We start from the raw sequence: 25857 nt of genomic DNA, 5'->3' as shown, positions 1-25857 counted from the left end.
AGGTTCAAGGCGATGGACATGGCACCCTCACACCCACTTTGCCACACGCCGCACAACAAGCGCCATCATGGCGATCAGAACCAGGGGCCCGATCTGCGGCAGTTTCAGATAAGGATTGGCGTGCTCATAGATCGGCAGCAGCCAGGCCACAACGAGCAGCGCCCGCTCGCCGCTCGCCAGGCCGTGGCCGCTGTCATCATGCACACGGTCGCCAACCAGACCGGCAATGGCCAGCCCCAACCATGTCAGCTCGTAGTCACGCAGATATGGCGACACCATCAGCGTGGCAATCGCCAGCGCCGCAGCACGTAACTCAAACGTCGTCGTCCGCCGCCAGACATAGGCCATCGCGGCGGCCATCGCCAGCGCTGTCAGCACCTGTACGGCGTACGCACCGTTCACGCTCGCCCCCGCCAGCCGGGCGGCTGCAATAGGTGTTGGCATGCCCCACCATAGGTTGGCGCCGCCCTCGATGAAGCTCGCCCGCACCCATTGCGCGTTGGCAAGGAACGCCGGCACCGTACGCCAGCCGCAGACCAGCACACTGACACTCGCAAACGCTGCGGTTGTCAGCAGCGCGCTGGCCAGCGCCGTCCATGCACGCGCCATCACCAGGGCCAGCGGGAACAACACCGCCAGCTGCGGCTTGATGGCAAGCAAACCGATCAGCACACCGGCAAGCACGGGGCGCTTGTTCAGGTGATACACCGCTGCACCTGCCACACCGGCTGTCAACAGCGCGTTTTGGCCAGCAAGAATGGTGATAAGCGTTGCCGGAGCGGCCAGCACAGGCAACCACAACCCTTGGCGCCAGGGGTGCTGTGCCCGCGTCAACATGCCGATCGATTTGAAATAGACGAGCCCCGTGCCGGCCAGGAACAGCAGGTAGCTCAAAGTCAGCGGCAACAACGACAGCGGCAAGACCATCAGCAGAAAGGTCGGCGGATAGAGCCAGGGAAGGATCAGCTCAGCCCCCTTTCCCAACGTTCCATGCTCGGCAATCACCGCAGTCAGTTCGCGCACGTCATATGCATGCAGGGGCCCCTGCGTCAGCGCGAGATGGGAGGCCCCCCAGAACGCCGAGAAATCCGTTCCAGGACGCGCCATCGTCACATCGGTAAAGCCATTGCTCGTCCAGGCCCAGCCAAGCAGCAGCACGCAGAACAGAACCAGCAGCGCACCGCTGTACGCCCGCACTCGGGCCAGATCGATCCAGTGGCCGGCAGCATCCTCACCGGTTGCACGAATTGCTGCAGCGGCACTGCGCGTGGCTGGCAGACGCACAGATCTCTGGCTCATGCTGCTCCTCGCGTCGGTTCCGGGTGATGCGCGGCACACGATGTCTGCGCTGCGCTGAGTGGGGCTTCGTCACGCGCGCGACGGCTTCACGCCGCGTGCGGGTCTTAGAGCCCAGTCTTGTTCGCTCACTCGGATAAGGCAAGGGACGGCACGCGCCTGCGGTCTGTGTTGAGCGCCGCCCAAGCGTCGAAATTGCATCGACGTTTCAGCACTGAAGCACGGGGACATTTCCCGCGATGCGTTGTTGCTGCGGCCTTGCTACGCGCAACCATCCAAGCGCTACGCAAGGAGGATCCATCAACGTTTCCATCCGGAAACGTCGCCCGGCCATTGGCACACCGCCAACTGGGGCGCGGCGAAGAGCCTCACGCAGACCCCCAGCCTACCCAGCGGCGATTTCCACCATCCACTACGCTACCCCCCCACCTGTCCGTTTGAATGAGGACACCCCTGCGCTGCGTCATCCCTACGTAGCCTCATCCAAATCGACGGGCCTCGCTACGCGTTTCCCCCTGGCAACTCCGCCCCCGAGAACGCCGGAACCAAGTGTCAGGCACGCGCCCTCGAATTCAGCCAATCGCCCGCAAAGCCTTGTCGCACATGGAAGTGCACGGGGGTGGCCCGGCTTTTGCCTATGCCAGATCGCAGGACATCGTCACCGCCGCCTTGAACGGGGCGCAGCAAGTTCACAGCAGACGGCGAAGCGAAACGGAATCTCCAATTCAAAGCATCGAATTGAAAAAAGGGATCGAGAGAAATGCCGACCAACAACACGCTCACATCGCCCATATGGGACAGCACGCTGTGCGACACCGCCCGGTGCGTGTCACGTGAGTTCCTGCGGGCAGGTGACGGCAGCCAAGGCTGCTGGCCGTTTCATGCTTGTGCCATCTGTGCGCCGCCGACATGACCTCTCTCATTCTGGCTTTTCGAACGCGCATTTTTTCCACTGAAGGAGATTGTCATGAACTACCTCAACGCACTCAAGCAATTCGCCCGTGACGAAGATGGTGTGACCGCCATCGAATACGGCCTGATCGCCGCCCTGATCGCTGTCGTGATCATCGCCTCGGTCAAGCTGGTCGGCACCAACCTGAGCACCGTGTTCAACAACATCGCAAACGCGCTCTAACGCGCTGATGTTGCAAACGCAAGGCTCACTGCATTGCTGCCCAGCAATGCATGCCAAGCAGGTGCAGGCGTGGGTCGCCATGAACGTGGCAACCCACGCTCCAGCAACAACCGGCAGAACTTCTGCCTTAGGCAAAAGGGAGATTGTCATGTACCGCTACAGCACGCTTCTACAGCAGTTCCTGTACGACGAACAAGCCGTCACTGCAATCGAATATGGCCTGATCGCGGCATTGATCGCCGTGGTGATCATCGCCTCAGTTCAGCTCGTCGGCACGAACCTGAGTACGGTGTTTTCCAACATTGCAGCCGCGCTCTAGCGGACTGCCAACACGGTCAGCTACCAGCGCTACGCAGGAGACCAGCATGCATAAGCCAATCAACCCCAGGAAGTGGCTGCGCGATGATCAAGGCGTTACCTCGATCGAATACGCACTGCTGGGTTCACTTATCGCGATCGTCATTCTCGGCTCCGTCGTGGCGCTGGGTAGCAGTGTGAAGTCTCTCTACGAAATGATCGCTGCGGCCATCCCGTGATGTTGCTCCGCACCGAATAACAACAACGCTTGCGAGTCCCGACCTCATTGAACTGAACACGCAATCGCACCAAAGAACCCGAGGACACCATGAACGACGCCACCCTGCTCTCGTCAATGATTGGCCCCGTTGCCATGGGCGTAGCGCTGATAGCGGCGGCCATCGACGCGCAGCATCGCCGCATCCCGAACTGGCTGACCTTCGGTGCATGGCTTGCGGCGCTGCCGTTGCAGGTAGCAATCCATGGCTTCGGCAACGGCGCCCTGGAGTGGACGTGCGGCTGGCTTACGGGCCTGGCGATCTTCCTGCCTTTCTATCTGCTGCGCGGCATGGCTGCGGGCGACGTGAAGCTCATGGCGGCAGTAGGCGCATGGCTTGGTGCGTTCATGGCTTTTGAGATTGCAATGGCCACGTTCGTGATCGGCGGCATCTGGGCACTGGTATTTACCCTCCGACATAAGCGCATGGCGCAGCTGCGCCGCAACCTGCGCGACGTCCTGTTGACGTCGGGGCAGATCAGCCGGGAAGGCGGAGCACCAACGCCGCAAGCCGATGCCTCTTGGTCGGTGGGCACGTTGCCGTACGGCGTTGCGATTGCCGCCGGCACGATTGCAGTCCTGTTTGCATCGGCTTGATGCGCGCAATTTGCACATCTGGGCACGCACTTCGTATTCACACAGCCAAACGGTGATGAAGATGATCGGGGACCAAAAAATCGAGCACACAGAATTCGGAGGCGTCCAACATGCGCCACGCTCGCTGGAGGCGGTGCCATCGCCCACCGGGCTGGACGCCTCCCGTCGCGAGCCCGCTGCCCCTTGGCACATCCTGCCGCGCACCGTGGCCGAAACGGGCCTGGACATCTCGTTGCTGCTCGGCCTGCTCATGAAAGTGGCCTACCTGCATCGCAGCGCCACGCTGGTCATGCTGATGGACACCATCAAGCTGCCCGCCATGGTCATCAATGAAGTGGCGGCCTACGCCGTGCGCGAGCGCATGCTGGAAGTCGCCCACCGTGGCGCCAACGACCTGGACGTGCGCTTTCACCTGACCGACGCCGGCTATGTACGCGCGGCTGAGTTCACTGCGCGCTGCAGCTATGTCGGCGCCGCACCCGTCACGCTGGAAGCCTATGTTGAATCCGTTCAACGGCACTCCATCCAGTTTGCCTCGTTGTCCAAGTCTGATGTCACCGCGGCCTTCAGCACGTTCGTGATGCCGCCGGACCTGCTCGACGATGTCGGCGTCGCATTGAACACGAGCCGCGCGCTGATGCTCTACGGTCCTGCCGGCGGCGGCAAGACCTATCTCGCCCAGCACCTCGGGATGCTGCTGCCCGGCGCCGTGCCAGTGCCGCACGCCATCACGATCGCGGGCGAGATCATCCAGATCTTCGACCCCCTCGTGCACGTAGCGCAGGAAGATGAAGAGAGCCCCGTGGCCCGACGTCCACTGGACCGCCGCTGGCAGATGTGCCATCGGCCCGCGGTGCTCTCCGGCGGCGAGCTGACGCTGGAGATGCTCGAGCTGCGCTATGACGGCACGACCGGCTTCTATCAAGCGCCCCCTCACATGAAGGCCAACTGCGGCATCTACATCGTCGATGACCTTGGCCGCCAGCAAGTGGGCGTGAGCGAGCTGCTCAACCGATGGATCGTGCCACTGGACCGCCGCGTCGACATGTTCTCGCTGCGCAATGGCGTGCGGTTCTCCGTGCCGTTCGATGTTTGGCCGATCTTCTCGACCAACCTTGAGCCGGCTCAGTTGGGCGACGACGCCTTCCTACGCCGGCTCGGCAGCAAGCTTTACGTAGGGCCGCTCTCGGTGGCCGACTACCGGGAGGTTTATCTGCGCGCTGCGCAGGATCTCGGCCTGGAGAACGCAGATGCCGCCTTCGATTATCTGCGCGAAGCGCTGCACGAAGTCAGCGGCAAACCATTGCTGGCCTGCATTCCACGCGATCTGCTGCGCTTGGTGGCCTCGGCCGTCCAGTACCACGGCGGGCCGTCCGCGGTAACCCCAGAGGCACTGCGCCGGGCGTGGGACATCTACTTCTGTTCGCACACAGATTTCAAGACAACCGACTCCATGAGTGCGGGCATGGGCTGGCGGCAGGACAAGCAGGTGCTCACCTGAGCCTTGCCGATCCGATCCGCTCTATTGATCTCAGAAGGGGGAACTCATCATGAAAAACGCGCGTGCAATCGTGATGCTGGTCGTCGCATTGGTGGCAGGGATCGCCGCCGTTGTCTCTGCATCACGCTGGCTGTCTCAGCAGTCATCCAGCTCCGTCAAACAAGTCGCAGTGGCCGCCAGCGACATGGATCTTGGCCAACCGCTGGGCAATGAGCAATTGCGCATGGTCAGTTGGCCAGCCGGCAGCTTGCCGCCGGGCACGTTTGACGATCCCAAGGCGCTGCAAGGGCGTGTGGTGCGCGCGAGCCTGCAGAAAGGCGAACCGATCCTGGAGAGCAAGCTCGCACCCATCGGTACCAAGGGCGGCCTTTCCGCCGTCATCGCGGAAGGCAAGCGCGCCATCACCGTGCGTGTGAATGACGTGGTGGGCGTAGCGGGCTTCGCATTGCCAGGCAACCTGGTCGACGTGATCGTCAACACCAATGAAGACGCGAAGAGCGCGAACAACAATAACAACAGCATCTCCAAGATCGTGCTGGAAAAGATCCTGGTGCTGGCAGTCGCACAGCAAGTCAGCCGGGATGACACGCAACCCAAGGTCGTCAACGCAGTCACGCTGGAAGTCACACCCGAGCAGGCAGAGAAGCTCGATGTGGCACGCAGCGTCGGAACGCTCTCGCTGGTGCTGCGCAATCAGGTCGACGTGGCCGCCACGGCAACCGGCGGCGCCACCAAGGGCACGTTGCTGGGCACGCCCGCAGCCGAGCCCACACCCAAGGTGGTGATGGTCAGCACGACCCGTGCAACCGCCAAGGTGCGCCACGTTGCCTCGGGTCCGAGCCGGCAACGCGACTGCATCGGTGTACTGGCTGGCGTGCAAGGCAGCATGGAGTGCTTCTGAGCCGCTACACCTGACAGTCCTTCAACACGCATTGCAACGTAGAGGTTAACCAGCCACAGCGTATCAACCGCATTTTCATCCTGTGCAGCAGACCCTCGGGGGGGGAGATATGAATACGAACCAAAAAACCAATGTCGCCACTGTCGCGCTACGTAGCGGACAGATCCTCGGCAGCACGCGCATGCTCGTCCTGGCAAGTGCCGCCGGTGCCATGCTCTGCATGCCAACGCACGCGACAGCACAAACGGCCATGGAAGCAGGCGCCGTAGCCAAGTCCACCACAGCACCGGTCGTGGTGCAGTCTCGTGCCGGGGCAACCGCACCGGTGCAGATGACGATCAGCATGAACCCGGCGCTGGCGACCGCGCCGGTCGCTGACGTACGGGGCCCAAACTGCACAGGCGCCGTGCGCGGCGAAAGCAGCGTGGTGGTGCCTGTTGGGAAGTCTTCGCTCATCTCGCTGCCGGAGCCGGTGCGCAATCGCACCCTCGGCAACCCAGCCGTGGTGCAAGCCACCATGGTGTCGCCGCAATCCATGTATCTGCTGGGCCGCAGTGTCGGCACCACCAACATGATCGTGCAAGGTCGCAGCGGCGCCTGCAGCATCGTCAATGTGGTGGTCAACGCCGATGCCGGTGGCCTGCAGACTTCGCTCGCGCAGCTGATGCCGAGTGAAAGCAAGATTCGCGTGACGACCGCGGCAGACAGCCTGGTACTGGCCGGCAACGTGTCGAGCGCACAGGCGGCACAGCAAGCCATGGAAATCGCCCACGCCTATGCAGCCTCTGCACAAAGCGGTGCGGACAAGGGCGGCGGCGCGGCAGGTGCACTCGGCGGTGGTGGTGCCGCCGGCGGTGCCAGCGTCATCAACATGATGATCGTAGATACACCGCAGCAGGTCATGCTGGAAGTGAAGGTGGCGGAAGTGTCGAAGACCCTGCTGAACCAGCTGGGCTCGGCACTCAATATCCAAGGCGGATTCGGCTCTTGGGGCGGCGGCCTCTTGACCTCCCTGCTAACCGGATCGTCTACCGCGCTCTTTGCCAACAAGGCGAACAACCGGCCCTTCCAGGTTGAGTTGGATGCGCAAAAGAACGATAGCCTGGTGAAGATTCTTGCCGAGCCGAATCTCGTCACGCTCAGTGGCCAGGAAGCCAGCTTCCTGGCAGGCGGCAAGATCTACATCCCGGTTGCGCAGAGCAGCAGCTCAGGTGGTGCACCCACCATCACGCTGCAAGAGGAGGAATACGGCGTTGGCCTGAAGTTCACGCCGACCGTGATGGCCAATGGCCGCATCAACCTCAAGGTGGCACCGGAGGTGTCGGAACTCTCACCCACGGGCGCAACTGTTACCGGTGCCAACACGAATGGCCAGACCATCCTGCCGCTCATTACCACGCGGCGCGCCTCCACCACCGTGCAGATGCGTGACGGCGAGAGCTTCGCCATCGGTGGTCTGCTGCAAGACAACGCACGCGGCTCGCTGAAGGCACTGCCTGGCGCGGGTGAAATCCCCGTCCTGGGCACGCTCTTCCGCAGCACGCAGTTCCAGCATGATCTGACGGAGCTGGTCATCGTCATCACGCCGCGCCTGGTGCAGCCAATGCAGACAGCGTCGTATCCGCTGCCGACTGACAGCTTTTCGACGCCCAGCGACCTTGCCGTCTACCTGACGGGCAACATGGAAGGCTCCGGCGCCAAGAACCGTACGGCCAAACCAGCAACGGCTGCTGCACCTGCAACGGCACCGCAAGCACCTGCGCAGGTACCGAGCGCACCCGCTGCGCCCAGCTCGCAGGCGCCGATGCCGGCTCCGGTTGCGCCCGCCCCGGTGGCCCCGGCCACCCCTGCACCACGCACTGAGGTGAGCATCGCCCCGCCCACGCAACCGGCAAACGCCATGCCCGAGAAACCAGCGGCCACGCAACCGGTTGTGGAGCCCGCGTCCGCCACAACCTCGGCCACGGCGCCCACGGACGACAACGCCGCGCGTGTCGCCCGAATCGAAGCCACCGCAGCACGGCTGGCCCAGGCCAGAACCAAGACGCAGGGCCGGCAGACGGCAGTGGCCGACACGACCACAACCCCGCAGACACGCTAACCCGGGAACCATGTGGAGAAATGCCATGAACACCAATCTCAAATACCTGCAACGCGCCGCACTCGCGATCCTGGCTTGCCAGGCCCTGACTGCCTGCATGACCACGACACCCAACTGGGACAAGCACTTCGGTGAGGCCGTCACCAGCGTCAAGCAAGCACAGGTGATCAATCCCGACGCACCTGCCGGGTTGCCGGCGCTGAATGGCTATGACGGCAAAGCCGCAGTGGCCGCCATGAGCAACTATGACCGTTCGATGACCCGCTTCCCCGCTGGGGGTACTGGCACCGGCAGCGGTGGGTACGGCGGATTCGGCAGCAGTGGGTACGGCGGTAGCGGGATGTCCGGCAGCTTCTCGCGCTGACAGCACTTGGCGGGTGCCCAAACAGCATCCGCCATCGCCAGCCTGATACCAGGCCAGCCCTGTCACGGCGCGATGCAACGACATACAGAACACACGATCGAACGGGGAGCTTTGCCATGCTCAAGATCTTGATTGCCTCCGAAGACGGTGAACGCCTGGCGGACCTTGCACGCCTGGTAGCCGCCGCCGGCAGCTACCAGGTCATGCACCTGCATGCTGCACCGGGCAGCCTGTCCACGCATGCCTGCCAACTGCGCGGCGCGGATGCGCTCATCATCGACCAGCCAAGCGGTGGCCCGAGCCAGATGCTGAGCATCGAACTGCTGCGGCAGCAGTTCACTGACCTGCCCTGCATCCTCGTCACGCAAACCCAGGAGCGCGACGACCTGATTCGCGCACTGCGCGCCGGCGTCAGCGACATACTGACTTGGCCGCTGGAACGCGCCCAACTGACGACAGCGCTCACGCGGCTGGAAACCAACCACATCCCGAGAACACGCGAGGAAGCGCGCGTGATTGCCTTCATCTCCAGCAAGGGCGGCGCCGGTTCCAGCTTCATCGCCAGCAACGTCGGCTACACGCTGGCCGCACACGAACACAAGCGCGTGCTGTTGATCGACCTGAACACGCAGTTCAGCGACACGCACTTTCTGGTGAGCAACAAGACACCACCCGCCACGCTGTCCGAAGTGTGCGCACAGGTCGACCGCCTGGACGATGCCTTCCTGGAAGCGTGTCTGACACGCGTGGCCAAGGACTTTGACGTCCTGGCCGGCGCCAGCGACCCCATCAAGGCGGGCGAGATCAAGAAGGACAAGATCGAGTACGTACTCTCGCTGGTGTCACCGATCTACGACTTCATCCTGGTGGACGTCGGGCAGGCGATCAACCCGCTGTCGATTGCGGTGCTCGACCACTGCGACCAGATCTGCGTCGTGGTCCAGCCGACCATTGCCTTTGCCCGCACGGGGCGGCGCCTGCTGGATATCCTGCACGGCCTGCATTACCCCGCCGAAAAGCTGCGCATCCTGGTCAACCGGCATGGCAAGCGCGACGAGCTGCCACGCAGCACGCTGGAGCAAGTCTTCGGACAGAAGCTCTTCCATGTGCTTCCCGAAGATGCGGCCTCGGTGGATGACTCCATCTGCCAGGGCATGCCCATTGCCCAGCATCACCGCAGCAGCGCCATGGCCAAGGCACTCACGGCATTAGCCAACGTCTTCGCCACAGCGCGCGAGAACGATCGTCACGCATCGCAAGAGAAAGGCTTCTCCTTGAGCAAGTTCTTCTCGCGGGCCAAGACGTCGTCTCCGAACATTGCCTGAGTTTCTCCTGTCCATTTCGCCAGTCAGACGGAGCCCATCATGTCGATCCGCGACCAACTCTCCCGCCCGGACCACGCGCCGATGTCCATGAACGGGCACGCGCCATACCACCACAAGGTGGCGGGCCATCCGGCCTATCGAGACTTCAAGAAAACCGTGCACGAAGTGGTCCTGGACCGCGTGGATCTGGAACGGCTGGCCCGCTTCCCGACCGAGCAGGTGCGCCACGAGATCGGCACCCTGGTCAACAACATCATCGACGAGGAAAAGCTGCTGCTCAACGACACCGAGCGCCGGCAGATGACCACCGATGTGTATGACGAGATGTTCGGCTTCGGCCCGCTCGAGCCGCTACTGCAGGACCCGACGGTGTCTGACATCCTGGTCAACACGGCAAAGCAGGTCTACGTCGAACGCCGTGGCAAGCTGGAACTCACCGACGTCACCTTCTACGACGATGCACACCTGATGAAGGTGATCGAGAAGATCGTCTCGCGCGTGGGTCGTCGCATTGATGAAACCAGCCCGATGGTGGACGCGCGCCTGCCCGACGGCTCGCGGGTGAATGCCATCATTCCGCCCTCGGCCATCGATGGCCCGCTGCTCTCGATCCGCCGGTTTGCGACCAACCCGCTGCAGGTGTCGGACCTGATTGATCTCAAGACACTCACGCCCCCCATGGCCAAGCTGATGCAAGCCTTGGCACAGGCCAAGGTGAACGTGCTGGTGTCTGGCGGCACGGGCAGCGGCAAAACCACACTCCTGAACATCCTCTCAGGCTTCATCCCGGCCGACGAGCGGATGGTCACCATTGAAGATGCCGCAGAACTGCAACTGCGCCAACCGCACGTGCTGCGCCTGGAAACGCGCCCGCCCAACATCGAGGGTAAAGGCGAGATCACGCAGCGTGCACTGGTGCGCAACGCCCTGCGCATGCGGCCAGACCGCATCCTCCTGGGCGAAGTGCGGGGCGGCGAGGCCCTGGACATGCTCAACGCCATGAATACCGGTCATGAAGGGTCACTCACCACCGTGCACGCCAACACCCCGCGCGATGCGCTGACGCGCATGGAAAACATGGTGAACATGGCAGGCCTGAACCTGCCACCCAAGACGATCCGGCAGCAGATCGCCTCGGCCATCACCGTGATCATCCAAGTGGCGCGTTTGACGGATGGGCGCCGCAAAGTCATCAGCATTCAGGAGATCACCGGCATGGAAGGTGATGTCATCAACATGCAGGAAATCTTCACCTTCCAGCGCACGGGCATCGCGCAAGACGGCTCGGTCAAGGGGCACTTCCGCGCCACGGGGGTCTATCCGAAATTTGCCGAGCGGCTGCGCGTGTTCGGGGTGGGCTTGCCAGACGAGACCTTTGACCCGCAAAGGCACTTTGAGGTCTAAAGGCTTGAAGCCAAAGCCACCGCCAGTGTGGCCCAGGCGCGATCTAGAAACGGGGGCACCCTAAATGAACGAAATCTTCTACGCGTTCGCAATCCTGCTGTTCGCGGCCGTCGTGCTCTGCATCGAGGGGGTCTACCAGTGGTGGAACAACTACCACGGCCCCGAGGCCAAGCGTGTTGATGCCCGCATCCGTGCACTGTCCGCGGGCGGACACATCGGCACCGAACAGCTCTCGATTCTCAAGAAACGCCTGCTGAGCGAGTCACCGCAGTTCCAGCGCTGGTTGATGAATCTGCCTCGCGTGAGCACGATCGACCGTTGGCTGGAGCAATCCGGCAGCGCCTGGTCTGTCGCACAGCTCCTGGGATACACCATCCTGATTGGCGTCGGAGTGCTGGCAGTAGGTGCGTTGCTGCCGTTCCCGTTTGGCATCGTGACGGCCTGCGCGCTGCTCTTGTCTGCGCTGCCGGTCTTGCACATCGCATCGCAGCGGCGCAAGCGCCTGAAGAAGCTGGAGGCACAGCTTCCCGACGCGGTAGACATGATCGCCCGTGCACTGCGCGCCGGCCACTCCTTCGCCAGCGCGCTGGGCATGGTCGGGCAGGAGATCAAGGAGCCGATGGGCCCCGAGTTCCGAACCACATTCGAAGAGATCAACTATGGCGTGTCGCTCGATGAAGCCTTGACCAACCTCGCCAAGCGTGTGCCCGTCAATGACCTGCGCTACTTCGTGATTGCCGTGCTCATCCAGCGCGAGAGCGGCGGCAACCTGGCGGAAATTCTCGACACCATCGGCAACCTTGTGCGCGAGCGCCTGAAGCTGTACGACAAGATCCGCGTGCTTTCAGCCGAAGGGCGTTTGTCGGCATGGATTCTCGGGCTGCTGCCCTTCGGCACGGCCGGCATGATCCTCTTCGTCAATCCGGACTTCATGAAGGTGCTATGGACAGACCCGATGGGCCTGAAGATGATCGGCCTGGCGCTGTTCAACATGGTGATGGGGCTGATCTGGATGCGCAAGATCATCCGCATCCGGGTCTGACGGACGTGCGATATCCAGCACGGTGACCTGACCTGACAACGTGACTTCGTTTTCTTGGGGGGAGACGATCATGCAAGCGCTCTATTCCAATCAATATTTCATCCTGGTCCTGATCTTCGTGGCCGCCTTTGGCGGTGCACTTGGGCTACTGCACCTGTTCTCTCCGAACCGCGCACGCGGCCGGATGCAACAGATCGGCGGCCAGACCGTCGGCGCGGACCTGGCCGGTGGACCCGACCATGCCTGGGTAGAGAAACTGGCCACCTGGGCCAAGCCGGTCTCGCAACTGTCGTTGCCCAAAGACGGCTGGGAGAACTCGCAATTGCGCACCCGCTTCATGAATGCCGGCTGGCGGCAACCATGGGCGCCGTCGCTGTACTTTGGTGTGAAGACGGTCCTGGCAATCCTCTTCCCGCTGACGGCACTGCTGGTGCTGAGCAGCCGGCCGGAACATCACGACCAAGAAGTGGTCCTCGCTGTTCTGGGGCTACTGAGCGCCATCGGCTATTACCTGCCCAATGCGGCACTGGCACGCAAGGTCGAGCATCGTCAGCGCGATGTGTTCGAGGAGTTTCCCGATATGCTCGACCTGCTCACTGTGTGTGTAGAAGCCGGGCTTGGCTTGGACGCCGCCATGATGCGCGTGTCGGACGAACTCGCACTGCGCTGTCCCGTCATGGCTGAAGAAATGGAACTCACGCTGCTGGAACTGCGTTCGGGGTTTCCCAAGGAAAAAGCACTCACCAACCTGGCGCTGCGCACCGGTGTGGAAGACGTCGACCGGTTTGCATCGATGCTGATCCAGGCAGACCGTTTCGGTACCAGCCTTGCCGACTCGCTGCGCGTGTTGTCCGACATGCTGCGCACCAAGCGCCGGATGCGTGCGGAAGAACAAGCCGCCAAGATCGCGCTGAAGTTGCTCTTCCCGCTGATCTTCTTCATCTTCCCGACGCTGCTGCTGGTGTTGCTCGGCCCAGCATTCATCCAGATCTACCGTGTGCTGCTGCCGACCATGACAGGCTCGGGAGGCTGACATGCGCGCGCAAACATAGCTGGTAGTAAAGGCCCCCGGACTATCACCTGGCGTATGTGCTAGCGCGGTGGTCCAGTTCCCGGACGCGCGCCGGGTTTTTTCCTTTGTATCTCGAGCGGTTGGGGTTAGTGGTGCTTCTGCTTGGGGATTGAGCCCGGTGGTTTGCCTCCCTTGCATCCTCTGCCGGTGCAGACCTTTGTGTTCCCTCCCCCCCTGTTTCATTCCCTGCCGGGGCTGACTCGCTTTCTTTGTCTTGCCAAAGACGTAAGCAAAGAAAGGCACGCCCGATGCAGCGACTTCCCCTTGAATTTATGTGACCGCGCGGGGAAGGAGGCAAACTCGCTGCGCTCAGACAAGGCTCCTTCCTTTTTCCGCCCGCTCACAGAAATTCAAGGCGCCGCATAGGGCAGGGAAAGGCCAAACCATCGATCACCGGCGCAGCAGGAACCAACAACACAACGCGAAGCAAGGCGAGCAACAACAGCAAAAATAGGCGCCACCTGGGCCAGCACACCGTTGGTGTGGCCGTTGATGTTCCTGCCCTTGATGGCGCCTTCGATTTTCGTTGCGAGGAGGATCAAGGAAGGGGCCTTGTCTGAGCGAAGCGAGTTTGGCTCATTCCCCTCCCCGCGGCAAAAATCCTAGGAGGGAGTCGCCATCTCGGGCGTGCCTTTCTTTGCTTACTTCTTTGGCAAGACAAAGAAAGCGATTGAGCCCCGGCAGGGGATGAAACTAGGGATGCACCAAGAACAAAAAAACACCCCTGCAGAAAACGAAAAAGGGACAGACCCCAAAGCCCATCCCTCAAGAAAAAAAATGAATCCAACCAGCAGCGAGAAAAGTACCCTCAAGAGCAAACGCTACTGCTATTTGGATCCTGCCCCATGACCTCTCGCGGCAAGTAAGTCGAAAACCCCGGCACAGCGAGTTGAGAAAAGCCAATCCAGGTAGCAGGCGAATAAGGCGCCACTGTCATACCGGTCACGCTGACGGCAACACCACCGCAGCTCGTAGCATCACAGCTGGTGCTCACCGCCCCACTGGTGTCGTACCACTGCACCGACACATTCGCGGACGTGAGCGTCGGCAGAATGGTCTGCATCTTGCTCAACACAGATGTCGAGCCCTGACCGCAAACCACCGCCTGTCGCGCGCCCCAGCGCGTCGCTTCTCCCACGGCGTTCCAGGTAAATAGAATGCGCCCAAAGTCGAGGATGCCAAGCAGCACCGTCAGAAAGAGCGCCACCACAATGGCGAACTCAACCGCCGTCGTACCTTTCTGATGCTTATTCATAGGACTGCCTCATGGTCACTGAGATGTTCCCAAACGGGAACGAGGTGATCGACCCGCTGCCGCCCGCATAGAAGCGCAGGAACGCCATCATGTCGATTACCGGGTTGAACGTGTAGCCCGAGATCGTGACGGTGACGGTATTGATGGCAGGGTTGGTCCCTTGTGCGATGTTGGACGTGCAGCTCGTGTTGGACGCATCGCAAATGGAAACCATGCTGGACGTCAGCCCTGGTGCGAGGGGCGCTTGCGTGCTGCCGACAGTCGGCGTGCCGTAGACCGCCAGATTGGTTGCCGTCGTATAGGAGGTCGCGTTGCCGGCGGCCTGCGTGCTCAGGTAACGGGTGGCGTCTCGCGTGGCCTTTGCCAGGGTGTTGTAGGTGTAGATCGCCCGGCCGAACTCCGTTATCCCAAAGGTGATGGCCAGCAGCAGGCTGAGCATGATGGCCAGTTCGACCAGCGCCACACCATGTTGTCGTTGTCGTGTCTTCATGGTTCGCTCCTACTGCACCAATGCTGGAACCAAGGGGCCCTTGCTGCCGCCAGCCAGACCACTGGGTGAACACGGGCTGCTGGCGGACCCTGCGTTGCCGAGGAACTCGAACTGCGGCGTATTGTGGACACCGTCAATGGGCTGCAACATCAGCATGCAGGCGTAGTCGATGATCTTTGACGCGGATGAGATGACGGGCACCAGGACGACACGCCGGTTCGCCCCATAGGTGGCAAGATCTCCGCTGCTTCCGCTTGTCGCAAGACTTTTGTAGCCGCCCTTGACGTTGAGCCCGGTGATCTTGTCGCCGCCGGTGACACTCGTCCCGGTATCGTCGTAGTTGGCATAGGCAAGCCGTTTGTTCTTGAAATTTGCAGCGCTCGTGTCCGAGCCCGATGCTGGTGTGCCGCTGTAGGCGTTCTGCGGCACTGCGTTCGTCCAGTTGGTCGATGTATAGGAGTAGCCCGTGAAATCCGGCTGCAGTTGCGATGCATTCGACTTGTTCTTGTAGATGCCAAAGCGTGCATTCCAGTTGTCGTCAACTGACACCTTCGCACCCGGTGTACCAAGCTGGTCACCGATCTTGGAATTGCAGTAGCCCTGATCCATTTCGGTTTTCGTCTCGTTGGCATTGGTGGAGCCGTCGAGGTTGTACCAACCCATCTCCCCAGGCGTGGGGGAGCCACCGGCATACAGCATGCTGACCCACTCACCGATCTGGAAGCCATAGTTGGGGGCGGTCCCAACGGCTTTCGGGACCAGGGCCACGGGAATGGGGCACGTGCTCTGCGCATGTACACGCGTGGCCACCGCCAGTGCGGCAACAGCATTGCTGGTGGCGCCGCCAACGAACTTGATCAGACGCGCGGTGATCCCGCTCTTGGTATGCGTGCATTTGACGTAGCTCGACGAACTCGACGCCACGCCGGCTGCGCTGTAGGTCCCGTTCAGTGCCGTGCTGAATGTGACATCCGCATTCGCCAACGACGCCGACGATGCTTGATAGACGACGCGGTTGGCGTTGCCCGCTGTCAGCCCCGCATTCGTTGCCCGGGTCAGCGCATCTGATGCACCGTCCAGTTCCTGCGCTGCCGACAAGGCGCAGCTATCCACCGCTGACTGAAGCTCCGTCTTGGCCACGAACAGGCCGCTCAGGTCGATGACCAGGCCTGCCATTCCCAGCAACACGGCAAGGATCAGGCCAACCATCGGGAGCACCGCCCCGCGTTCTCTCTGTTTGGTATGCGTGCGCATATGCCTTCGCCTCCGCCGGTGTGAATGGCTATCGGGCGTTGTATCGACTACCTGCCGCGGCTCGCCGGTCGCTTGCAGATCTCCCCGTCCCTTATCGTCAGTTGTAGCCGCCACGGACGCAGTCCGAAACTGGCCGTAGGTATGATTCAGCGATGAAACGCGAAGCCGCTTGGTGGCTTGCATAGCGGGCGGTTTGTGCAGGCAGCCCATGTTGCCCTCCGCTAGCGGAACGTCCAGAACCGATGCAATAAAAAGGTGAGCGGCGGCACCACCGACAGAATGGCCGCAAGCCCGGCCCAGTAGCTCAGGCCCAACGTCTGCGCCAGCCACGAGATCGCAAGCGTCAGCGCCAAGCCGAGCAGTGAGACGGCGTAGAAGCGCAGGAAATTGGCGCGCCCCGGCTTGGCCGAGAAGCTCCACAGCGCGTTGAGCAGGTACGAGCAGACGTTGGCGCAGACGAACGCTACGCCGTTGGCCGTCACCTGGGAGGCAGAAAAGCCGTTGATGAGCGTGGTGGCGATGGCAACGTGCATGCCGGTGGCCGCAACACCCGAGACCCCGAAGCGCAGCACTCGGATCACCATCATGCGGTCCGGCAGCCGCTGCGCAAGCGTTGGCGGCAGCAGACCTGCCAATGCGTTCATGACGCCCGTTTCAGCGTGTCGCATGATGTCCCCCGTCCCTCTGTCACCATTCTTGGTGGCACGAGGCAGGGGGGAAATCGATCAAACGGATGACGAAGCCGTCAGGAATTGGACGAGCTTGATGAGCGGAGTGCGTGACGCCTCAGTCCGCGTCGCCGCTGTCACTGCCGCCGTGCGTGCGGTCAAAGCGGCGCAGCGTGTCGATGCGCTCGCGCGTGAGCGGGTGCGATGAGAAGAACGCCGAAGCATCGTCGTCGCTGGCGGCTTCGGGTTTCTTGGTGGCATCGGCTTTGCGCGTTCCGCCATGCGTGTCTTCCAGCGCCTGCAGCACATCAGCAAACGCACCGACGGACAAGCCGTTCTCCTGCAGCAGCAGCGCGGCATAGCGGTCGGCGTCGCGCTCGTAGTCACGCGAATAGCGCAGCGTCAGCAGCGCCGCCGGCACACCCGACAGAATCGTCGAGACATCGCCGAACAACAGCGCCGCCGTTGCGCCAATGGCCGACGACTGAATCACCTGTCGCAGTCCATGGCGATATTCCACGTGGCCCGCCTCGTGCGCCAGCACACCCGTCAGACCATCGCCCTCACCCACCAGCTTCACCAGCGCATCGGTCACGACAATGTCCCCGCCGGGTAGCGCAAAGGCATTGGCGCCGATGTCGGCATCCCGAAAAACGATGTGATACGTGTGCGTGGCCTGCGGCGGCCTCTGCAGCGCCGCAAAGCGTGCGCGGATGCGGTCCTGCTGCGCGACGGGCAGCTTGCTTGGCCGGAGCCAGCGTTCATCCATGGCTTTGAGCGTGCTGCGCCCGAGCTGTGCTTCGGCGCGCTGCGGCACCATGTTGGCCACCACCTTGGCACCCCATGGCAAGCCGTAGCGATACCCCAGTGCCAGCACCACCACCATGGCCAGCAGCGCGCCCAGCGCCAGCTTCCAGCTGTTCTGCGCCAGCACGACCCACCCCTCCCGATAGCCGGTGCGATGCAGCAGCGCGTTCAACGACGTCTGCTCCGCGGGATCGGTGATCTCGCAAAACGCGCCGTCTTCGAACGTAATCAGGCGCGGTGCATGCTTGACGCGTTCCGACACCCGCAGCGTAGACAGCGGTGCACGGCGCAGTGGCATGCCCTCGGGGTCGAACAACACCGCCTCGCCCGCCTCGACAGCAAGGCGCACCGGTTGCGCGCGCGAGGTACGGCCGTCGAAGTAGGTCGCGAGAATCACAGCGGGTGCCTTTGCCTTGCAGCGCGGTTACAGCGCGATATCGATGTCGTACCAGTCCACGGTGGCGTCGCCCAGGGCGCTCACCTTGGTGGTCTCGCCAGCCACGAAGGTGTCGAGTGATCCCGATGCAAGCATCGTCACGGATTCGAGCTTGTAGCGTGCAGTACGCACCCGTGCAAACGGCGTGAACAGGCCGACGGTGATCACGATCATCACCGCGTTCGACACGAAGATCCAGAACAGCTTGCCAGCACCGACTTGGCTCTGAAAGCGGTGCGCGCCCAGCGTCGTGTTGCTCCACACCAGGTTCTGCAGGCGCGACAGGACGTACGGCGTCAGGAACAGCATCGCCGCGTACATGAACAAGCCGATGACGATGAAGCCGAAGATCTGGCCGATGCCCGGCGCACGATGGAACGACACCCCCAGCAACAGCGACAGCACACCAGCCACCACAACGGCCAGCACTGCCAAGCCGAATGTGCGCAGATACACACCGTAGAAGTTGCCCGGCGTGGCCGAGAAATTAAACGGCGCGGTACCGAAACGCGTGTTCTTGTGCTGATAGCGCTTGAAGCGCTGATGCGCCAGCGGCGCCAACAGGTAGAGCGAGAACACGCTCAGGATCGGCCACACCAGGAACACCATGTAGCCCTCGGCATCCTTGCCCGTAAAGGCGAAGCGCAGCCCACGGTAGCTGGAGTTGGCCATGCGAAAGCGCAGCGACCGTACGAGCAGCCACGGGAACGCAGCGGCCATCAACGCAAGCAGTACCAGCCCCACCGCAGCTGACGAATGGCCGAGCAAGTTGAACGCAAGCGCCAACACGAAAATGATCGCGCGGCCCTTGAGAATGGCAATCGGGCTGCCGTGATAATCGAAGCTCGATCCAGCCAGTTGGGTGTTGCGATAGAAATACTGCAGCGTGCGCACCTTTGCCCATGCCGAGTAGACGCCCAGCGTGACGATGGTCAGCAGCAGGTTGACGATCCAGATACGGAAGTATTCCGAGCCGCTGCCGATAAAGCGCAGTCGCAAGGGTTGCGGCGCTGCTGGAGCGGGGGCGCTGCCCAGGATGGACTCGCGTGCGATGTCGTTCATCTGTTTTTCCCTTCCCTGATTTGTTGTCGTGCCCCGCTTCAGGACGCGTATCGATATTCAACGACGCTGAGGCTCGCGGGTGGGCCGATTGTAGCCAAGCCCACTGCGTTGCAGCGTTAACGTCGTCTTAACAAAGCAGGCAACAAAAAACCCCGCGGGCTCGCACCCACGGGGTTTTTTTGTTTGGAACAGCCATCCCGGAGGATGGCCGGGCCAGGGCCGGTGCGGCAAATTACATCATGCCGTCCATGCCGCCCATGCCACCCATGCCGCCCGGCATTGCCGGAGCTGCATCGTCCTTCGGCAGTTCTGCCACGGCGCAATCCGTGGTCAGCATCAGCGAAGCAACCGAAGCGGCGTTCTGCAGCGCGGTGCGGGTCACCTTGGTCGGGTCCAGCACGCCCATTTCCACCAGGTCACCGTACTCGCCGGTGGCGGCGTTGTAGCCGTAGTTGCCCTTGCCTTCGATCACCTTCGACACCACAACCGAAGCCTCGTCGCCAGCGTTGGTGACGATCTGGCGCAGCGGCTCTTCCATGGCGCGCAGCACGATCTTGATGCCGGCGTCTTGATCAGGGTTGGAACCCTTCAGACCGGAGATCAGTGCACGGGCGCGCAGCAGTGCAACACCGCCGCCAGCCACGATGCCTTCTTCCACGGCAGCGCGCGTTGCGTGCAGCGCATCTTCCACGCGGGCCTTCTTTTCCTTCATTTCGACTTCAGTGGCAGCGCCAACCTTGATCACGGCAACACCGCCGGCCAGCTTGGCCACGCGCTCTTGCAGCTTCTCACGGTCGTAGTCCGAAGTCGCTTCTTCGATCTGGGCACGCACTTGCTTCACGCGGGCTTCGATGTTGCGGGCGTCGCCTGCGCCATCGATGATCGTGGTGTTTTCCTTGCCGATTTCAACGCGCTTGGCTTGGCCCAGGTCGTTCAGGGTCGCCTTTTCCAGCGTCAGGCCGACTTCTTCAGCGATGACTTGGCCGCCCGTCAGGATGGCGATGTCTTCCAGCATGGCCTTGCGGCGGTCGCCGAAGCCCGGAGCCTTGACGGCGGCGGTCTTCAGGATGCCACGGATGTTGTTCACCACCAGCGTTGCCAGGGCTTCGCCTTCGACGTCTTCAGCGATGATCAGCAGCGGACGGCCAGCCTTGGCCACTTGCTCCAGCACCGGCAGCAGGTCGCGGATGTTGCTGATCTTCTTGTCGAACAGCAGCACGAACGGGTTGTCCAGCTGGACAACTTGCTTTTCCGGGTTGTTGATGAAGTACGGCGACAGGTAGCCGCGGTCGAACTGCATGCCTTCCACGACGTCCAGCTCGTCGGCCAGCGACTTGCCGTCTTCCACGGTGATCACGCCTTCCTTGCCGACCTTGTCCATGGCTTCAGCGATGCGCTGGCCGATGGATTCATCGCTGTTGGCCGAGATGGCGCCAACTTGAGCGATTTCCTTGCTGGTGGTGGTCGGCTTGCTGATCTTCTTCAGCTCTTCGACGGCGGCCGTCACAGCCTTGTCGATGCCGCGCTTCAGGTCCATCGGGTTCATGCCGGCGGCAACGTACTTCATGCCTTCGCGCACGATCGACTGGGCCAGCACCGTTGCGGTGGTGGTGCCGTCACCGGCGTTGTCGCTGGTCTTGGAAGCGACTTCCTTGACCATTTGCGCGCCCATGTTCTGCAGCTTGTCCTTCAGCTCGATTTCCTTGGCGACCGACACACCGTCCTTGGTCACGGTCGGGCCACCGAAGCTGCGCTCCAGCACCACGTTACGGCCCTTCGGGCCCAGGGTCACCTTGACTGCGTTGGCGAGAATGTTCACGCCTTCGACCATCTTGGCACGTGCGGCGTCGCCGAACACTACGTCTTTAGCTGCCATCTTGAGAATCTCCGAAATCTTTGGATGTTGCCCGCGCGCTCAGTCAGCGGCGCCGGCAATGAGGATTGGGTTACAGGTAAGCGATGCGACAGAGCGCGTGCTTACTTTTGCACCACGGCCATGATGTCTTCTTCGCGCATGACCAGGACTTCCTGACCATCCACCTTGACGCCCTGGCCGGCGTACTTGCCGAACAGCACGCGGTCGCCGACCTTCACGTCCAGCGCGATCGCATTGCCCTTGTCGTCTTTCTTGCCCGGGCCGACGGCCAGCACTTCGCCTTGATCCGGCTTTTCAGCGGCGGCGTCAGGAATGACGATGCCCGAAGCGGTCTTGGTTTCGTTGTCCAGGCGCTTCACGATCACGCGGTCGTGCAAAGGACGCAGGTTCATACACAACTCCTCAATGCAAAGTGAGTGTTTATTCACAAAACGCGCCGCAGAACGCGGCGCATCGGGAAAGCATCGGGGACCGGAGGCGTTGTTAGCACTCCTGCCCGGCGAGTGCTAATTATAGGGACGGGGTATTACGATTTCAAGAACGGGCGCTGAAATTCATGTCGAGATGTCGATGTCGAGATTCACTCAACTCTGAACTTTGTTCACTCAACTCTGAACTCCCTCTGGCTTGCGTCTGACACCGCCTCAAAAAATTCCTTTTTCTTCAATGACTTATGCGCGATCGGCTGAGCAACGGGGCAGATGCACAAGTGCTCTGAGACGGCGACGCATGCGAAGTGAAGCAGTCTTTGACGCTCATTAACATGCTGTACGGATCACAAAAATGATCATCCTAGACCGCGGGTGTCGAAAAAAAAGACTGTCACCAGCCCTTGGGAACATAAGGAAGCGTTGACATGACTATCCTCAGCGGGCACTACTTGCCCCCTGCGAGGTGGGCAAAAGCGGGGAGGCGGTGCTAGGCCAGACCCTTACACCTGTGAAATGAAAAACAAGCTCTTGGCCATAGTTGCCGCCCCGCCGACGCTCCTATCCGTCGTGCACGTGCTGCGTCGCGGCACCCTCGTGCCCTGAACCACGTTGGGCTGACGCCGCATTTTCTGGACATCTTCTCCGTAGCGCCCGTGCTCTTGGCACTCACACTCAGCTTGAGCGCTGGTGGCTCTGGACGGCCGTCTTAGTAGCTGCGGCTAACGTGCTACTGATTGTCTGGGCAATCGAGACAAATGCCCTTGTCGAATACGAAGAATGCATCCGCCGCGGAATGCCAGAACGGTAGCCGACCTTGCAGACGCAAATACGTACTAGCCGGAAGCGAACTGCGTCGGCAATCTCCACTAGTACCTTGCGGGAACACGCTTGAAGAAGTCAGTCAGAACCAACTTGGTCACAGGTGATCCTTCTTCCAACAAGCGCTGTAGCTTTTCAATTGAGTGCACAGAAATTTGAACACCCCCCATCGACCGAAGGCTATCCGCGGCGGCCACGACGACACTATCGTTGTCGGATGCCAGAAGTTCGACGAGAAGCCCGGTCGCTGCCGGATGCGTCGCCAGATCCAACACTTCGGCGCACCGAAGTTGCCATGCAACTGGCCTCTGCGCACAGCTCCTCGTCAGTTCGACCCAGGCTTCCTTGTCGAACTTGAACAACATCTCCCCGGCGATACCGATACCTTCGTCAGACCAATAGTCCATCGGAAAGTCGTGGGACAGGTAATCGTCGAAATCAGAAAACATGGCCATCCTCATGGAGGCTTCGTGGGCTTCAATGATCACACCTTTGCTTCCGGCATCTGAACAGTCAATCTGCGCTAGCAACAGACTTCCGCGACGCTACTCAAGGGGAGCCTCCCCCGAAACGGGCATCCTTAGGCACTAAATTCTCGTATTTGCCCATCAAACGGTTGGATTCCCCATCCAACAAATCCTCCACCATCGCGGAATAAGGCTGGTCAGGCTCCGCATACTGGTATAGAGACAAGAACTCTTGAAACGCCTCGTCCTGCTGTTCTGTGGCGAACGGCTCAGGCATGAGTACCGCCTTGTCGAGCATCTTTTCGATGAATACGACGCGCGCCCGTATCTCCAACAACCGTGACGTGCGCAATTCCACTAGGCCCTGGCGGTTAAGTCCGAATATGCGGTAGGTGTGCCAACCATAAGGATCAAGAGAGTCGCCGTTCATGCGTGGCCCTACCAAGCTTAGGTTCCGCTCCTGCAGCCACATCAAGTGTTCGCTCGGATTCCTTCGTGTGGGATCAATGAGAGCAGCGTCCTCCGCGTCGTGATCATCTGACTCGTCAACCGCGTACCTCATACCCAAGATTGGAAACGCATCTCCCTTACCGAGGTTGAAGCGACCGTTCGCCTCGTCAGTCAATGGGTCATAGGCTAACTGTTGTGCTTCTTGGTACCTGCGACGATTGCAGTCGATGCAAGATGCGAGAAGGTTGTCCCAACGAGCAGCGAGCCACCAGTAACCGGGATGTTCAGGGCACTCCGCAACTCGCCCTTTGGGCCTGAAATGCTCAATATCCGTGGGTTGCACCGCTTTGATGCTCGACTCGCAGTACGCACACTTTCCATGAAACAGCTTGTTTAATGCATCTGCGACATCCTGCTGCCTGTACGCCCGAAAAGTGAACTTTTCCCCAGGATTGTCACTAAAGTGCTTAGTAGCTCGGGCGTGCTCATGCGCAGCAAGACATGTTGGGCCTTCCAGCGAGAGGGGCACTGGTACCGCAGCACGATCGACTCGTCTCATGACCGGCGGCCTTCTCGGATCGTGCGAAGGCGATCAAGGACACTATTGACTGCAGCTTCTCTTACTTGGCTTCGGTCGATCGGAGGTGAAAATGCTGCTTCTTCAATGAATCTTCTAAGCGCTTCGTTTGCGATTTGATCAATGGGAGTATCGCCAATCAATCGGAATGACCGAAGTGCTTCCTGATCGATATTGGTGGTTGCGGCGCGCGCGTCAGTGGGTAGAGCTAGCCGCACAAGAGCACTCTCGATATCTGGATCAGCCGTACTCGATAGGCCAAAGTAGTCTGACGTCAACAATTGCTCCGCACGAAGACCGCGAACGTCTGGCAATCCAGTCAAGACTTGAATTTGCTGCTCACTATCTCTAATCAAGACCTGCACCTCCCCATCACGCATGCCCCTCAAGCAAAGCGGATCGTGTGTCGTGGCGATGAACTGAACGTTCGGCATTGCCCGTCGAAGTGCTGACATGACGCGCAACTTCCACCGTGGGTGAAGATGAGTCTCGACCTCATCGATTAGGACGATTCCACGCGCGTTCTCAAGGTCGCCCCATTCCTCTAGCATCCCGCGCATGACATCAAGCACCATTGCCATGAGGGAACGGTAACCGTCGCTAAGTTTTTCGAGCGGTGAATCACGGCCATGCGCGCGTACAAACAGGCGCCCCTCTTCATCTCTTTCTATTCTGTCTTCTTCTTGAAGAACGAGAACTTCACGCATCGCACGTGCTAGTGCGTTGAAGTCGTCACTGCCGAGACTTTGAATCCAACGACCCGGGTGCTGCAGTTTGGCGAATGGGTCAAATAGTGATTTCAGGGAGGAAGCTTGTTGCCGCCGGACAAGCTCCTTCCCAAAGAAACGCCTAGATCCAAACGAGAACAAGATTGTAGCGGGCTGATCTTCACCAATGAAGCGCTTCGCAAGCGGGTCAATTGAAAACCGGACAGGCTCACCGGTGTCGAACTCGATGGTGACTTCCGGCGCTACCGTGTCGTCGAGCTGCCAACCCGAGTCCTCGCGCGGCAAGAAATCCTCTGCTGCCGTGCCCATGCGAGCCCGCATTTTCTCGCCCATCAGGGCTAACGCAATTGCCTGTAGCGTAGTACTCTTCCCCGTCGAATTCTCGCCGAGCAGCATCATGCAAGGTGCTCCGGTATCGCTAGGTTGGGCCGGGGGAATATCGAGATCGAGTAGGGGCACTCCCTTGAAGTTTCGAATACTGACGCGACGAATCTGGGAAGTTCGTGGTTTGTGAGCATAACGAAGCTCTCCCCAAGAGACGTCATCGGGTACAGCCACTTCGTAATACAGCGATAGTCCTGAAACTGATAATTCAACCAGTTTCTTCCATTGAACTTCGTCAGCAGTCATCGCGATTCGTATCGCGTCCTCCACGACCGACCGGAACAACGGTCTCGTAGCGCCAGATGCCAAGGCGAAAACTGTCAATAGATCGAAGAACGCAATGCGAGCGGCGCCACAGAAAGGGGCGTCATCGCGCAACTCTCGCCTAAAAAGCTCGAGGTTCTGAGAGTCGTTGCGTGCCCGTTCTAGAGCGTGCAGGCAGCGCTGAAATTTTTCCTCTCTCGCCTGTATTAAACCTGGTCGATCAAGCGATAGGACCGCCACCGTTGTCTTACCAACTTGGTCGAGGCCCGTCACCCGCCCATCAAACGAGAATCGAAGATGTTTCCTAGGCTCAATGCGACAGGGATTTATGAGGAGGGCACGTTCACTCGCCTCTGCCTCGCCCCAAGTACAACGGAAAGGGGCGCGAGGACCGTCTAAGGGAAAGAGGTTCCGCTTGGAACGGTTGCATTCTGCACATGATAGAAACAGGTTCTCCCACTCGTACGCAAGCCAACTATAGTTGTCGGAGTCCTGTGATTCGGGGAACCTGTCTCGACCGCTCGCGGCGTTTGCGGTCGGCCGGTGATGCGAAACATCCCCATATTGGCTCTCACCG

General features: G+C 60.9%; 25 protein-coding genes. 12 read left to right on the top strand and 13 right to left on the bottom strand.

The features are described from left to right. Positions 1–27 precede the first annotated feature (27 nt). On the bottom strand, positions 28–1299 hold the full coding sequence (locus ACTJK4_RS04405) for a glycosyltransferase family 87 protein (RefSeq protein ID WP_440816281.1): 1272 nt from the start codon (positions 1297–1299) through the stop codon (positions 28–30). Between the two features lie 964 nt (positions 1300–2263). Between ACTJK4_RS04405 and ACTJK4_RS04400 the strand changes: the two genes are divergently transcribed. From ACTJK4_RS04400 to ACTJK4_RS04345, 12 genes are all read left to right on the top strand, one after another. Further along, a complete protein-coding gene (locus ACTJK4_RS04400; RefSeq protein WP_039600933.1) occupies positions 2264–2431 on the top strand; it encodes a Flp family type IVb pilin in 168 nt (55 codons plus the stop codon). A 148-nt stretch (positions 2432–2579) separates the two neighbouring features. Continuing rightward, complete coding sequence (locus ACTJK4_RS04395) at positions 2580–2750, top strand: Flp family type IVb pilin (protein WP_440816278.1); 171 nt, start codon at positions 2580–2582, stop codon at positions 2748–2750. A 46-nt stretch (positions 2751–2796) separates the two neighbouring features. Further along, a complete protein-coding gene (locus ACTJK4_RS04390; protein ID WP_024976443.1) occupies positions 2797–2967 on the top strand; it encodes a Flp family type IVb pilin in 171 nt (56 codons plus the stop codon). A gap of 89 nt (positions 2968–3056) precedes the next feature. Then, the gene (locus ACTJK4_RS04385; RefSeq protein WP_316878229.1) at positions 3057–3602 is read left to right on the top strand and encodes an A24 family peptidase; all 546 of its coding nucleotides are present in this window, start codon (positions 3057–3059) and stop codon (positions 3600–3602) included. Between the two features lie 61 nt (positions 3603–3663). Then, on the top strand, positions 3664–5103 hold the full coding sequence (locus tag ACTJK4_RS04380) for an ATP-binding protein (RefSeq protein WP_316878230.1): 1440 nt from the start codon (positions 3664–3666) through the stop codon (positions 5101–5103). A gap of 49 nt (positions 5104–5152) precedes the next feature. Then, positions 5153–6004: a Flp pilus assembly protein CpaB gene (gene cpaB, locus ACTJK4_RS04375; RefSeq protein ID WP_232042142.1), complete on the top strand. Its 852-nt coding sequence runs from the start codon at positions 5153–5155 to the stop codon at positions 6002–6004. A gap of 109 nt (positions 6005–6113) precedes the next feature. After that, on the top strand, positions 6114–8105 hold the full coding sequence (locus ACTJK4_RS04370; protein ID WP_232042141.1) for a type II and III secretion system protein family protein: 1992 nt from the start codon (positions 6114–6116) through the stop codon (positions 8103–8105). 25 nt (positions 8106–8130) lie between these two features. Further along, on the top strand, positions 8131–8469 hold the full coding sequence (locus tag ACTJK4_RS04365; RefSeq protein WP_232042140.1) for a hypothetical protein: 339 nt from the start codon (positions 8131–8133) through the stop codon (positions 8467–8469). 116 nt (positions 8470–8585) lie between these two features. Further along, the gene (locus ACTJK4_RS04360; protein WP_232042139.1) at positions 8586–9794 is read left to right on the top strand and encodes an AAA family ATPase; all 1209 of its coding nucleotides are present in this window, start codon (positions 8586–8588) and stop codon (positions 9792–9794) included. A 39-nt stretch (positions 9795–9833) separates the two neighbouring features. Continuing rightward, positions 9834–11198, top strand: a complete 1365-nt coding sequence (locus tag ACTJK4_RS04355) for a CpaF family protein (RefSeq protein ID WP_373407659.1) — start codon at positions 9834–9836, stop codon at positions 11196–11198. A gap of 64 nt (positions 11199–11262) precedes the next feature. Next, complete coding sequence (locus ACTJK4_RS04350) at positions 11263–12240, top strand: type II secretion system F family protein (RefSeq protein WP_414560262.1); 978 nt, start codon at positions 11263–11265, stop codon at positions 12238–12240. 70 nt (positions 12241–12310) lie between these two features. Then, a complete protein-coding gene (locus tag ACTJK4_RS04345) occupies positions 12311–13273 on the top strand; it encodes a type II secretion system F family protein (RefSeq protein WP_316888344.1) in 963 nt (320 codons plus the stop codon). 389 nt (positions 13274–13662) lie between these two features. Here ACTJK4_RS04345 and ACTJK4_RS04340 read toward each other — a convergent pair whose 3' ends face one another. From ACTJK4_RS04340 to ACTJK4_RS04285, 12 genes are all read right to left on the bottom strand, one after another. After that, positions 13663–13854 carry a hypothetical protein gene (locus ACTJK4_RS04340; RefSeq protein ID WP_440076723.1) on the bottom strand — a complete coding sequence of 64 codons (192 nt, stop codon included), beginning with the start codon at positions 13852–13854 and terminating at the stop codon, positions 13663–13665. 266 nt (positions 13855–14120) lie between these two features. Then, on the bottom strand, positions 14121–14567 hold the full coding sequence (locus tag ACTJK4_RS04335) for a TadE/TadG family type IV pilus assembly protein (RefSeq protein ID WP_045203584.1): 447 nt from the start codon (positions 14565–14567) through the stop codon (positions 14121–14123). Beyond that, complete coding sequence (locus tag ACTJK4_RS04330) at positions 14560–15057, bottom strand: TadE/TadG family type IV pilus assembly protein (protein WP_232042135.1); 498 nt, start codon at positions 15055–15057, stop codon at positions 14560–14562. The genes ACTJK4_RS04335 and ACTJK4_RS04330 overlap by 8 nt, the downstream gene beginning before the upstream one ends. 9 nt (positions 15058–15066) lie before the next feature. Next, positions 15067–16521 carry a pilus assembly protein TadG-related protein gene (locus tag ACTJK4_RS04325; protein WP_440816268.1) on the bottom strand — a complete coding sequence of 485 codons (1455 nt, stop codon included), beginning with the start codon at positions 16519–16521 and terminating at the stop codon, positions 15067–15069. Positions 16522–16532: 11 nt separating this feature from the next. Next, positions 16533–16979 carry a GtrA family protein gene (locus ACTJK4_RS04320; protein WP_232042133.1) on the bottom strand — a complete coding sequence of 149 codons (447 nt, stop codon included), beginning with the start codon at positions 16977–16979 and terminating at the stop codon, positions 16533–16535. Between the two features lie 118 nt (positions 16980–17097). Next, entirely contained in the window at positions 17098–18183 is a 1086-nt protein-coding gene (locus tag ACTJK4_RS04315; protein ID WP_440816265.1) for a M48 family metallopeptidase, read from the bottom strand. Between the two features lie 27 nt (positions 18184–18210). After that, the gene (locus tag ACTJK4_RS04310; RefSeq protein ID WP_440816263.1) at positions 18211–19284 is read right to left on the bottom strand and encodes a YjgN family protein; all 1074 of its coding nucleotides are present in this window, start codon (positions 19282–19284) and stop codon (positions 18211–18213) included. Between the two features lie 232 nt (positions 19285–19516). Further along, complete coding sequence (gene groL, locus ACTJK4_RS04305) at positions 19517–21160, bottom strand: chaperonin GroEL (RefSeq protein WP_232042130.1); 1644 nt, start codon at positions 21158–21160, stop codon at positions 19517–19519. A gap of 101 nt (positions 21161–21261) precedes the next feature. Beyond that, positions 21262–21552: a co-chaperone GroES gene (gene groES / locus ACTJK4_RS04300; protein WP_009238929.1), complete on the bottom strand. Its 291-nt coding sequence runs from the start codon at positions 21550–21552 to the stop codon at positions 21262–21264. A gap of 905 nt (positions 21553–22457) precedes the next feature. After that, a complete protein-coding gene (locus tag ACTJK4_RS04295) occupies positions 22458–22898 on the bottom strand; it encodes a hypothetical protein (RefSeq protein WP_440816259.1) in 441 nt (146 codons plus the stop codon). Positions 22899–22959: 61 nt separating this feature from the next. After that, complete coding sequence (locus ACTJK4_RS04290) at positions 22960–23307, bottom strand: hypothetical protein (RefSeq protein WP_440816256.1); 348 nt, start codon at positions 23305–23307, stop codon at positions 22960–22962. 575 nt (positions 23308–23882) lie between these two features. After that, positions 23883–25262: an AAA family ATPase gene (locus tag ACTJK4_RS04285; protein ID WP_440816253.1), complete on the bottom strand. Its 1380-nt coding sequence runs from the start codon at positions 25260–25262 to the stop codon at positions 23883–23885. Between the last annotated feature and the right edge of the window lie 595 nt (positions 25263–25857).

It is taken from the genome of Ralstonia sp. 22111 (assembly GCF_052045895.1).
Taxonomy (GTDB): domain Bacteria; phylum Pseudomonadota; class Gammaproteobacteria; order Burkholderiales; family Burkholderiaceae; genus Ralstonia; species Ralstonia wenshanensis.
Note: the sequence above shows the minus strand (reverse complement) of the source record. Positions and strands in the feature narration are given on the sequence as shown.